Genomic DNA, 11,693 nt, shown 5'->3' on the forward strand with positions numbered 1-11,693 from the left:
GCGTCAGCGCAGGTGACCGGCGCCCGCGCCGCAGTCGACGATGCGCGGCACGGCCTGCGCCGGGTCGATCCTCGTCCGCAGGGTCGGGGTCCAGGTGGAGCCGGCGGTGAGGGTCTCGGCCGGGATCTGCGCGTTGTGGACGGCGATCAGGTCCGTCGGCTCACCGTTGACGTAGTTGTCGTCGGCAGTGAGCGTCGACTCGTTCCACTTCTTCAGGACCGAGCCCGCCTTGACGGTGTCGGGGAGGGTGAACGCGTTGTGCTCGGCGACGAGTTGGGACTCGATCCCGATGCCGTAGCTGTAGCCGTAGCCGTCCTCGGCGACGAAGTGGTTGTTGTAGGAGTCGACCTGTCCGAACCGCACCCGGGGTGCCCGCTCCACCAGGTTGGAGAACAGGTTGTGGTGGAAGGTGACCTTGAGGTGACCCCGGTCGACGGCCGCGGTGGACGCGCTGTCGCTGTTGCCGATGAGGATCGTCTTGTCGTGGTCCGCGAAGACGTTCCAGGAGGCGGTGACGTAGTCGGCACCCTTGACGATGTCCAGTTCACCGTCGTGCTGCTCGTAGATCCGCCCGAAGTAATAGGGGAGCGTGCTGTCGGGATGATCACCGTCCGTGAACGTGTTGTGGTCCATCCACACATGGGTCGACCCGTAGATGACCGCGCTGTCGTACTCGGAGTTCCAGTTGCCGTCGGCGGTGTCGGTCGGGTCCCACTGCGGGAAGCAGTCGAGGGGGCTCTCGAAGCCCAGGTTGCGGACGATGACGTTGTCGACGGCCTTGATCTGCAGGCTGGCGCCCTTGAAGCCGGCGTCCTTGCCGATGCCGACGATGGTGGTGTTGGCCGGGACGTACGCCTTGATGTAGGCGTCCTGCTGCGCCTGGGAGGCGCGGCGCAGCCCCTCCGGGCTGTCGTCGGGCTCGTTGTCGAGGTTGGTGGAGTGGCCCCAGGCCTCCGGTGAGTACTTGGCAAGGTAGGCGTCGAAGTCGTAGCCGGGCACGGCGAACGAGTCACAGCCGGGCCCGTCCGCGTCGATCGTCCCTTTGACTCTGATGATCTTCGGCGCGCTGCCGCCGTCGGCGAGGGCGGCCTTGAACCGGTCCCAGGTGGTGACGGTGTAGACGTGTGCGGCGTCGGCGGCGGCCCCGCCGCTGGTCCCGGTGGTGGCCGCTCCCCAGCCGTCGTTCGCGGCCAGCACCTGCCGGTCGGGCGCGACCCGGTGGGGGGCCGCGGCCTGGGCGGTTCCGGTCACGGCCAGCACGAGAGCGGTGCAGCCCACGGCCGCCACCGCAGTTATGACGCGTCCATGACATTTCTGTGTGCGCACTGTGCGGGTCTCCTCAGCTTGCGGGTGGCCAGGTGATCCAGGAGGTGGGGATGTCCTTGTGCAGCCGGACGACGTCGTGCCGGGCCAGCACCCGGGTACGCAGCAGCTCCTGCGCCACGAGCCGGGCCACGGCGATGGCCCCCGGCGGGTTGAAGTGCGTGTTGTCCTGCTCGGTGTCCGTCCAGTTGAAGTACGTCTTGGTCGCCTCGGCCCCGAGGGCCTGCCACAGCGCGAGCGACAGCGCCTCGATGTCGAGCAGCGCGACCCTTTCCTGCGCGGCGAGCGCGCGCATCGCCGCCGGGTAGTCGCCGTGCGTCGGCACGGCGTTGCCGTCGGCGTCGAACCGCCGCCGCTCGACGGGCGTGGCGAGCACCGGCCGGGCACCGTGCGCGCGGGCGCCCTCGATGTAGAGCCGCAGGTAGTCCTGGTACGTGCTCCAGGGCTCGGTGTACCGGGTGGGGTCGTCGCTCTTCTCGTCGTTGTGCGCGAACTGGACGAGGAGCAGGTCGTGCGGCCGGATGGCCGCGAGGACGGCGTCGAGCCGCCCTTCGTCGACGAAACTTTTGGAACTCCGGCCGTTGACCGCCTGGTTGGAGACGGCGACCTCTTTCCGGAGAAAGAAGGGAAGCGCCATTCCCCACCCGGTCTCGGGCGCCGCGTCGGCGTATTTCTGGGCGCCGGTGGAATCGCCGGCGATATAGAGAGTGCGCCGGTTGTTCTCGGGAGAACGCCCTAGGAGAGGAACGGCGGCGAGGGCGGCCGAGGTTACCTGTCTGCGGGTGAGTGACATGAGGGTCCACCTTTCAGGTTTCTTTTGGGGGCCCGGGGAACTGCGCGACCGCCCACAACGAGCCCGCAGTCCCCCACAACCGCAACCACCCGATCTCAGTGGTTCTTCTTCCAGTCCGCCTGGGCCTTGTCCAGCTGATCGGCCAGCGTGTCCAGAAACTCCTTCGCCGTCATCTTCCCGAGCAGCACCTTCTGGAAGTTCGGCTCGTTGTCGGCCTTGGAAATCGTGTTCCAGTCCGGCAGATAGTAAGGAAGCTGCACGATCTTCGTCGTAGCCCCGTTGAGCGCCTCGGCGGCCAGCTTCGTCGGCTCCGACGCCTGCACCCACGCGTCCTGTGCCGCCTCGTTGTTCGCCGGCACCTGCCCCGCCGACTCGTTCCACTTGCTGTTGGCCTCGTGGGCCGCGGCGAACTCGACGAACTTCCAGGCGGCGGCCTTGTTCTTGCCGGACTTGAAGAGACCGAGCCCGTCCACGGGGTTGGACACCTGCACCCGGGTCCCGTCGTCCAGCGTCGGATTCGGAATGCCCTTGAACTTCCCGCTCAGCGCCTTTTCGTGGTCGGCATAGGAACCGAGGTTGTGGCTCAGCATCCCGATCGTGCCGGAATCCCACTGCGCGACCATCTTGGTGAAGTCGTTGTTGACGTCGGCGGACGGGGTGTCCTTCTTGTACAGCCCGACGTACTTCTCCAGCGCGGTGACGTTCTTCGGGTCGTTGACGGTGGTCTTGTCACCGTTCCAGAAGGAGGTGATCCCGCTCTGCCCGTACGTGGCGTCCAGCGCCTGGGCGATGGAGCCCTCGCCGCCACGGATGGTGTACCCGAACCTGTTCTTCGCCTGGTCGGTGAGTTGGTCGGCGGCCGCGTAGAAGTTCGTCCAGGTGGTCGGCGGGTCCAGCTTGGCCGCGCTGAACAGGTCGGTCCGGTACCAGAGCGTGCCGTTGTTCGCGGAGGTCGGCACGGAGTATGTCTTTCCGTCGCCGCCCGCCGACTTCACGCTCTCCAGGAACTTCTCGTTGAGCTTGCCGTTCAGCGAGCTCTTCGCGAGCCGGCTGTCCAGCGGTTCCAGCGCGCCCTGTGCGGCGACCTCCGCGAGCATCGCGGTGGTGACCCCGCCGACGTCGGGCAGCCCGCCGCCCTGGATGGCGGTGTCGTACTTGGACTGGACACTGGCGGCGGGCACACCGACGTACTTGACCTTGATGTCGGGGTTCTGCTTCTCGAAGTCGGCGATGATCTCCTTCCAGACGTCGGTGCGGACACCGCCGTTGTTGTCCCAGAAGGTGATCGTGCCCTTCCCGGAGCCCTCGCCGCCCTTGTCGCCCGCGCTGCCGCTGCCGTCGTCGCCGCAGGCGGTGGCGGTCAGCGCGAGCACGGAACCCAGGGCGACGGCGACGGCCGCGCGCCTGCTTCTGCGGATGCTGCTCTTCATTGATCGGCTCTCTTCTGTCTGGGGTCAGCAGGGAGTGACGCGGAAGTGCGTGAAGGTGGCGGCCCCGGCGGCGCCCGGTCCCTCGGGCGCGGCGGCGAAGAGGCCGAGCAGGGCGCCGACCCAGCGCCAGGGCGTGGCGGCGAACACCGGTCCGGACGGCACGAGGCCCGCTCCGACGTCGTACGAGAACCGGCACCGTGCCCCCGCGCCGATGTCGATGCGCAGCCGGGCCCGCCCCTCGGGCGCGGGCCGTGCGGGACCGGCGTCCCGTTCGCTCCCCCACGGCCCGAAAGGCGTGGGAGGCGCCCCCATGGCGGTGGCCTGCGCGAACCGGTGCACGAGCCGCACGCCGCCGCCCGGCCCGCACTCCAGCCCGATCCAGCCGAAGGCGTCCCCGAGCACGGCGAGCCCGGCCCGCGCCCCCGGCTCGGCGCCGTCCAGCCGAAGTCCGACCTCGACCGCGCACGGCGCCCCGGGCAGCCGCTGGGTCAGCACATGCGGCAACCGGCGCAGGTCGTGCGCATCCCCCGAGCGCACGCACGCCAGCCGCAGACCGTCCCCCGAGTGCTGGGTGGCCCAGCCCGCACCCGGATTGGCCGTCCACTGCCACTGCCGGCCGAACCGCCCGCCGGGGAAGTCGTCGCCGGTGGCGGGCGCGGCCGGCGGCTGCGCCGGCAGCGCGGGTTTCGGGTGTACGGCGACGGGCGCGCCGGCGTCCCCGAGCACCGGCCAGCCGTCCGCACCCCACCGCATCGGCTGGAGGTGGACGACCCTGCCGTACGCACCCCGCTGCTGGAAGTGCAGGAACCAGTCCTCGCCGCCCCGGGTCCGCACCCAGCCGCCCTGGTGCGGTCCGTTGACGTCGGTGTCCCGCTGCTCCAGTACGATCCGTTCCTCGTACGGCCCGAAGAAGCCCCGGGAGCGGAGGGCGCCCTGCCAGCCGGTCGCCACTCCCCCGGCGGGGGCGAGGATCCAGAACCAGCCGTCGTGCCGGTAGAGCTTGGGGCCCTCCAGGGTGAACCACCCCGGTATCCGGTCCCCGTCCACGATCACCTTGCCGGCATCGAGCAGCGAGGTGCCGTCGGGGTGCATCCGGTGGCCGGTCAGCCGGTTGTCGATGCCGGAGCGGGACTTCGCCCACGCGTGGACGAGATACGCCTCGCCGGTCTCGTCGTCCCACAGCGGGCAGGGGTCGATGAGTCCCCGGCCCTCCTTCACCAGGTGCGGGCGGCTCCACGGGCCCCTGATCTCCGGGGCGTTGACCTGGAAGATGCCCTGGTCGGGGTCGCCCCAGAAGATCCAGAAACGGTCGTCGTGGTGCCGTAAGGAGGGTGCCCAGACCCCGCGGTCGTGGCGCGGGGCGGTGAACCGCTCCTCGGGTTCGAGGCGTTCGAGGGCGTGGCCGACCAGGGTCCAGTTGACCAGGTCGCGGGAGTGCAGCAGGGGCAGACCGGGGACGCGGCCGAAGCTGGAGGCGGTGAGGTAGAAGTCGTCGCCGGCGCGGACGACGTCCGGGTCGGACCAGTCGGCGTTCAGGACGGGGTTGGTGTACGTCTGTCCGTCATCGGTCATGGGCTCACCTCGTTCGGCGGGGCCCAGGGGGTGCCCAGTTCGGAGTAGAGGGAGAGGGTGTCGGCGCAGGCCGCGACGAGTCCGTCGATACCGGTCACCACCCGGCGCCCGTCCTCGGGCAGGTGGTGCCAGGCGTCGGCGGGCAGCGCGACCGGGTCGTCGGCCAGTCGAATCGCTTCAACGACCTTCATGAAGGCGCCGGTGGCGTCCGGTTCCACCAGCAGAGCGGCGCCGGTGGTGAGGTGGTCGGCGAGGTTCTCCAGCAGGTCCGTGCTGCCGTACTCGATCTCCTCCGGGCCGTGGCCCGCCCGCTGCACCAGCACCCGGTCCTGCTTGTACCAGTGGGTGATCCGGCCGCCGGTGCCGTGCACCAGGACGTACGGGTCCCCCGGTTCCTCGGCGCAGAGCGTGGCGGCGACCGTGACCGGGCCGCGCGGGGTGGTGACGCGGACGCAGGAGGTGTCGTCGGACTCGATGTCGTTGGCGCGCAGCAGCTCGGTCTCGATGCGGGTGACGTCCTCGGCGCGGTCGGTGCCGAGCAGGGCGAGGCCGGTGGCGACGGCGTGCGCGAGGGGGTTGGTGAGGACCCCGTCGACGACGTCGACGCCGTTCAGCCGCCGCCTGCCGGCCCAGGGTGCCCGCCGGTAGTAGGCCTCGGGGCGGGCCCAGGCGCCCGCGCCCCCCACCCCCACCACGTCGCCGACGGCACCGTCCGCGATCAGCCGCCGGATCGCGGGCACGGCGTGCGAGCCGAGCGACTGGAAGCCGATCTGGCAGGCCACGCCCGCCTTCGCGACCCCGTCGGCCATCCGCCGGAACTCGGCGTACGACGGCGCCGGCGGCTTCTCGAGGAGCAGGTGCACGCCCCGCTCGGCGGCCGTCAGGGCGAGGTCCGTGTGGGTGGGGATGGGCGTGCAGATCACGGCGATCCGGGCGCCGGTCGCGTCGAGCAGGGCACCGAAGTCGGCGGACTGGGCGGGCTGCCCGAGCCCTTCCGGCAGCTCGTCGGCGCCCAGCGGGGTCAGCTCGCAGATGCCGGCCAGGCGTACGACGCCCTTCTCCTGGAGCCGTCGGATGTTCTCCAGGTGCCAGCGGCCGTGTCCGCGCGCCCCTGCCAGAACGAGGTCGATGGGCGAAGTGTTCACAGCGTCCTCCCTGCGTTGTCGATCTTTGGGTGCAGGGTAAGCGTTTGCCCCGGTCCGTCCGCGAGGTGTCTCATCCCTTCACCGCCCCCGCGCTGAAGCCGGTGATCAGCCACTTCTGGATGAAGGCGAAGACGATCACGACGGGTACGGCGGCGATGATCCCGCCCGCGGCCAGCGCGCCCAGGTCCACGCTGTCGGCGCTCATCAGGGTGTTGAGGCCGACCGGGATGGTCTGCTTGCTCTGGTCGGAGAGGAACATCAGGGCGAACAGGAAGTGGTTCCAGGCGTGCACGAAGGCGAAGGAGCCGACCGCGACCAGCCCCGGCCGCAGCAGGGGCAGGACGACTATCCGGAAGGCCGTGAGCCGGTTGCAGCCGTCGACCCAGGCGGCCTCCTCCAGGGAGTACGGCACGTTCCTGATGAAGCCGCTGATCAGGATCATCGACAGCGGAAGCTGGAAGACCGTCTCGGCGATGACGACACTGCCGAGCGAGTTGATCATCTGGAGCCTGGCGAAGATCTGGAAGAGCGGGACCAGGAGCAGCGCGCCCGGCACGAACTGCGAGCAGAGCAGGGCCAGCATGAAGCCGCGCTTGAGCCGGAAGTCGAAGCGGGCCAGGGCGTAGCCGCCGGCCAGCGCGACGACCGTGGTCAGCAGCAGGGTCGCGACGCCGACGTAGACGCTGTTGGTGAAGTAGGTGCCGAAGCTGCGCTCGGTCCACACCTTCTGGAAGTGGTCGAAGGTGACCGGCCAGGGGACGAGCGAGGTGGAGCCGGCCGGGCGGAGGGCGAAGAGCAGGATCCAGTAGAAGGGGACCAGCGTGAAGAGGAGGTAGATCCCGAGGGGGAGGTAGATCTGCCAGCGGGGGACCTCGTCCCAGGCGCGGCGCCGCCGGTGCGGCCGGGCGGGCGCGGACACGAAGGGTTCGGCCTCGGGGGCGATCTCGGTGATCACTTCGCCTCGCCTCCGAACTTGCTCAGCCGCAGGTAGACGATCGAGCAGAAGAGCAGGATCACGAAGGCCACCGTGGTCAGCGCGGAGGCGTAGCCGAAGTCGTGGGCGTCGACGCTGGTGTTGGCGATGTAGAGCGGAAGGGTCGTGGTCTCCCCCGCCGGGCCGCCGCCGGTCAGGGTGTAGAGCAGGTCGACGTTGTTGAACTCCCACACCGCGCGCAGCAGCGTGGACAGCACGATGGCGTCCTTGAGGTGCGGCAGGGTGATGTGCCAGAACTGCTTGAGGCGGCTCGCCCCGTCGACCTCCGCCGCCTCGTACAGGTCCTTGGACACGGACTGCAGGTCGGCGAGGATGAGGATCGCGAAGAACGGCACGCCCCGCCACAGGTCGGCGACCACGGCCGCAGGGAAGACGGTCGAGGGGTCGGAGAGCCAGCTGGTGCCGTACGACCCGATGCCCGCGTCGGCGAGGTAACGCGTGATGCCCGTCTGGGAGTTGTAGAGCAGCACCCAGATCGCGGAGGTCAGCACCCCGGAGACGGCCCACGGCGAGAAGACCAGCGCCCGTCCCAGTGCCCGCCCCACGAACGTCTGGTTGACGATCAGCGCGAGCGCGAGCCCGAACAGCAGCTGCAACCCGACCTCCACCACGACCCACTTGGCGCTGAAGGTCAGCGTGTCCCAGAACTGCGGGTCGTGCGCGAAGGCCTGCGTGAAGTTGCCGAAGCCCGCGAACCCGTTGCGCCACGGCTTGGTCGGGTTGTAGTTCTGCAGGCTGTAGTAGAAGACGCTGAGCACCGGGTAGGCGATGAAGCCCAGCATGAGCAGGGCCGCCGGGGCGATCAGCAGATACGGCAGTCTGCGCGGCGTCGCGGAGGCACGGCGCCGCCGGGGTGGCGCGGGCGGTTTCGCCACGGCTGCGGCTTGGGCCATGACCTGTTCTCCGTTCGCGATGGACAGGGGCCGCCCGAAGGGCGTCCGGGAGGGGTGGTGGCCGGGTGACGGGTGGGCGGTTACGGTGCGTGTGGGAAGCGCTTGCTCTATGCACGTGGTTGAAGCGCTTCGACGATCGTCGTACGGGGGTCAGCCCGCGTACGGATCCGGGACTTCTCCCGGCCGGGCCAGGAACTCGAAGTCGCAGCCGGTGTCGGCCTGGGTGATCTGCTGGTCGTAGAGCGCGCCGTACCCGCGCTCGTACCGCACGGGCGGCGGTGTCCACTCCGCCCTGCGCCGGTCCAGCTCCTCGTCGTCCACGTCGAGCTGCAGGGTGCGTGCCTCGACGTCCAGGGTGATGGAGTCGCCGCTGCGGACGAGTGCGAGCGGCCCGCCGACGTACGACTCGGGTGCGACGTGCAGCACGCAGGCGCCGTAACTGGTGCCGCTCATCCGGGCGTCGGAGATCCGCACCATGTCCCGCACCCCCTGTTTGAGGAGGTGGTCGGGGATGGGCAGCATGCCGTACTCGGGCATGCCGGGACCGCCCTTGGGCCCGGCGTTGCGCAGCACGAGCACGCTCTCGGCGGTGATCCCGAGGGAGGGGTCGTCGATGGTGCGCTGCATGGTCCGGTAGTCGTCGAAGACGACGGCGGGACCGGTGTGCTTCAGCAGGTGCGGTTCGGCGGCGATGTGCTTGATGACGGCGCCGTCCGGGCAGAGGTTGCCGCGCAGCACGGCGACCCCGCCTTCGGCGGCCACCGGGTTGCCGCGGGGCCGGATGACGTCGTCGTCGTGCACCCGGGCGCCGGCGAGCTGCTCGCGGTAGGTGTCGTACGACACCGTGGGCCGGTCCAGGTGGAGCAGGTCCGGGATGCGGGAGAGGAAGCCGGGGAGGCCGCCCGCGAAGTGGAAGTCCTCCATGAGGTACTTCCGGCCGCCGGGGCGGACGTTGGCGAGGACGGGCACGGTGCGGGCGATGCGGTCGAAGTCGTCGAGAGTGAGCCGTACCCCGGCCCGGCCGGCCATGGCGATGAGGTGGATGACGGCGTTGGTGGAGCCGCCGAGCCCGAGGACGGTGGTGACGGCGTCCTCGAAGGCGTCGCGGGTGAGGAGGTGGGAGAGCCGCCGGTCGCGGTGGACGAGTTCGACGATCCGCATCCCCGCTCGGGCGGCCATGCGGTCGTGCCCGGAGTCGACGGCCGGGATGCTGGACGCGCCCGGCACGGTCACGCCGAGTGCCTCGGCGGCGGCGGTGAGGGTGGAGGCCGTCCCCATGGTCATGCAGTGACCGGGCGACCGGGCCAGACCGCTCTCCAGCTCCGCCATCTCGCAGTCGCCGATGAGACCGGCGCGCTTGTCGTCCCAGTACTTCCACATGTCGGTGCCCGAACCGAGGACCTCTCCCCGCCAGTGGCCCGGGAGCATGGGTCCCGCGGGCACGAAGACGGCCGGCAGGTCCACCGAGGCCGCGCCCATGAGGAGGGCCGGGGTGGACTTGTCGCAGCCGCCCATCAGCACGGCCCCGTCGACCGGGTACGACCGCAGCAGCTCCTCCGTCTCCATGGCGAGGAGGTTGCGGTAGAGCATCGGGGTCGGCTTCTGGAAGGTCTCGGAGAGGGTGGAGACCGGGAACTCCAGCGGGAATCCGCCCGCCTGCCACACGCCCCGCTTGACCGCCTGCGCCCGGTCACGGAGGTGCACATGACAGGGGTTGATGTCCGACCAGGTGTTGAGGATCGCGATGACCGGCTTGCCGAGGTGCTCCTCGGGGAGGTAGCCGAGCTGGCGGGTGCGGGCGCGGTGGCTGAAGGAGCGGAGCCCTTCGGTGCCGTACCACTGGTGGCTGCGGAGTTCCTCGGGCAGCTTGCGCGGGGTGTTCTCGCTGCGGCTCACAGGGACCACCCGGCGGCTATGGCGGCGACCTCGGCGCGCCCTTCCTCCGGCAGCTGCCTGCTGGGCGGACGGACGTCGCGACGGCAGAGGCCGAGGGCGGCGAGGGCCTCCTTGACGACGGTGACGTTGTCGGCGGAGCCGTTCGCGGCCCGGAGTTCCTCGAACCGGCGGATCTGCTCCCAGACCTTCATGGCGGCCGGGTAGTCGCCGGATCGAAGCGCTTCAATCATGTTCAGCGAGACGGCCGGGGCGACGTTCACGAGGCCGGAGGTGAAACCGGTGGCGCCGGCCGAGAAGTAGGAGGGTGCGTAGGGCTCGGCGAGCCCGGCGACCCAGACGAAGCGGTCGAGCCCCGCGTCCCGGGCGAAGGCGGCGAACTTGGCGGCGTCCGGGACGGCGTACTTGACGCCGATCACGTTGGGGCAGGCGTCGGCGAGTTCGGCGAGGCGGGCGCCGGAGAGCTGGGCGTTGCGGACGTACGGGACGACGCCGAGTTCGGGGACGGACGCGGCGACGGCCCGGTGGTAGTCGACCCAGCCGGCCTGCGAGACGTACGGATGGACGGGCTGATGGACCATCACCATCTGTGCGCCGTGCGCGCGGGCGTGCCGGGCGGCGGCGACGGCGGTCGCGACGTCGTGCCCGACCCCGGCCAGGACGACCGCCCGGTCCCCGGTCTCGTCGAGGGTCAGCTCGGTGACCAGCCGCCGCTCTTCGAGGGTCAGGGCGTAGAACTCGCCGGTGTTCCCGTTCGGGGTGAGGGTGCGGATCCCGCCGTCGAGGAGCCGGCGGAGCAGGGCCCGGTGGGCGTCCTGGTCGACGCTGCCGTCCGCGGCGAAGGGGGTCACCGGGATGGCCACCACGTCGGCCAGGGCAGCCCGTTGGGTCTCGAACGCCACGCTGCTCATTGCCGGCCTTCCTGGGAGGCTGCCCGGGGGAACGCCCGGTCGACGAAGGACGCGATGTGGGTGTGCAGGGTGCGGGCGGCGCCGTCGGCGTCGCCGTCCAGCGCCAGCCGGAGGATCTCGCGGTGCTCACCGGCCTCCTGTTCCCAGGAGGGGGAGGCGGCCCAGGCGACGGCGGAGACGAGGGCGGCCTGGTCGCGGACCTCGTCGAGCATCCGGCCGAGGAGCGGGTTGCCGCACGGGAGGTAGAGGGCGCGGTGGAAGTCGCGGTTGGCGAGGGAGCGTTCGGCGGTGTCGGTGGCGTTGTCGGCGCGGGTGAGGGCGTCGCGGGCGGCGTCGAGGGAAGCAGCGCGCTGCACGGCCCGCCGGAGGGCCTCGGGTTCGAGGAGCAGCCGTACGTCGTAGACCTCCCGCGCCATGTCCGCGTCCACCATGCGCACCGTGACGCCCTTGTACTGGCTCATCACGACCAGCCCGGTCCCGGCGAGGGTCTTGAGCGCCTCCCGCACGGGGGTCTTGGACACCCCGAACTGCGCGGCGAGCTCGGTCTCCACCAGGGCCTGACCAGGCGTCAGCTGCCCGGTCAGGATGCGGTGTTTGATCGCGTCCAGCACGAACTGCGTGCGCGACGGAATCGGCATGGGCACAGAGGTCATGCGCGCCTCTCGGGGTCACGTATCAGGTACGGAGCCTGATCTGACGTATCTGATCTCGCATATCGCGTCTCATATATGACGTATGA

Annotated in this window: 10 protein-coding genes; all 10 read right to left on the bottom strand. The window is 70.4% G+C overall.

The window, feature by feature from the left end; genetic code table 11:
* Positions 1–3: 3 nt before the first annotated feature.
* A complete protein-coding gene (locus ACZ4UV_RS00455) occupies positions 4–1,326 on the bottom strand; it encodes a pectate lyase family protein (RefSeq protein ID WP_467835036.1) in 1,323 nt (440 codons plus the stop codon).
* Between the two features lie 13 nt (positions 1,327–1,339).
* On the bottom strand, positions 1,340–2,116 hold the full coding sequence (locus ACZ4UV_RS00460) for a rhamnogalacturonan acetylesterase (RefSeq protein WP_467835038.1): 777 nt from the start codon (positions 2,114–2,116) through the stop codon (positions 1,340–1,342).
* Between the two features lie 95 nt (positions 2,117–2,211).
* The gene (locus ACZ4UV_RS00465; protein ID WP_467835040.1) at positions 2,212–3,546 is read right to left on the bottom strand and encodes an ABC transporter substrate-binding protein; all 1,335 of its coding nucleotides are present in this window, start codon (positions 3,544–3,546) and stop codon (positions 2,212–2,214) included.
* 24 nt (positions 3,547–3,570) lie between these two features.
* Complete coding sequence (locus ACZ4UV_RS00470) at positions 3,571–5,118, bottom strand: glycoside hydrolase family 43 protein (RefSeq protein ID WP_467835043.1); 1,548 nt, start codon at positions 5,116–5,118, stop codon at positions 3,571–3,573.
* Positions 5,115–6,263 carry a Gfo/Idh/MocA family protein gene (locus ACZ4UV_RS00475; RefSeq protein WP_451016339.1) on the bottom strand — a complete coding sequence of 383 codons (1,149 nt, stop codon included), beginning with the start codon at positions 6,261–6,263 and terminating at the stop codon, positions 5,115–5,117. Before ACZ4UV_RS00475 ends, ACZ4UV_RS00470 begins: the two co-directional genes overlap by 4 nt.
* Positions 6,264–6,333: 70 nt before the next feature.
* Entirely contained in the window at positions 6,334–7,218 is an 885-nt protein-coding gene (locus tag ACZ4UV_RS00480; protein ID WP_451016338.1) for a carbohydrate ABC transporter permease, read from the bottom strand.
* Positions 7,215–8,150, bottom strand: coding sequence for a carbohydrate ABC transporter permease (locus ACZ4UV_RS00485; protein ID WP_351496156.1), 936 nt, complete (start codon positions 8,148–8,150; stop codon positions 7,215–7,217). The genes ACZ4UV_RS00480 and ACZ4UV_RS00485 overlap by 4 nt, the downstream gene beginning before the upstream one ends.
* A 150-nt stretch (positions 8,151–8,300) precedes the next feature.
* Positions 8,301–10,046: an L-arabinonate dehydratase gene (gene araD / locus ACZ4UV_RS00490; protein WP_467835046.1), complete on the bottom strand. Its 1,746-nt coding sequence runs from the start codon at positions 10,044–10,046 to the stop codon at positions 8,301–8,303.
* Positions 10,043–10,954: a dihydrodipicolinate synthase family protein gene (locus ACZ4UV_RS00495; protein ID WP_451022116.1), complete on the bottom strand. Its 912-nt coding sequence runs from the start codon at positions 10,952–10,954 to the stop codon at positions 10,043–10,045. Before ACZ4UV_RS00495 ends, araD begins: the two co-directional genes overlap by 4 nt.
* A complete protein-coding gene (locus ACZ4UV_RS00500; protein ID WP_451022117.1) occupies positions 10,951–11,607 on the bottom strand; it encodes a GntR family transcriptional regulator in 657 nt (218 codons plus the stop codon). Before ACZ4UV_RS00500 ends, ACZ4UV_RS00495 begins: the two co-directional genes overlap by 4 nt.
* Between the last annotated feature and the right edge of the window lie 86 nt (positions 11,608–11,693).

The organism is Streptomyces sp. NPDC028289 (assembly GCF_055565975.1).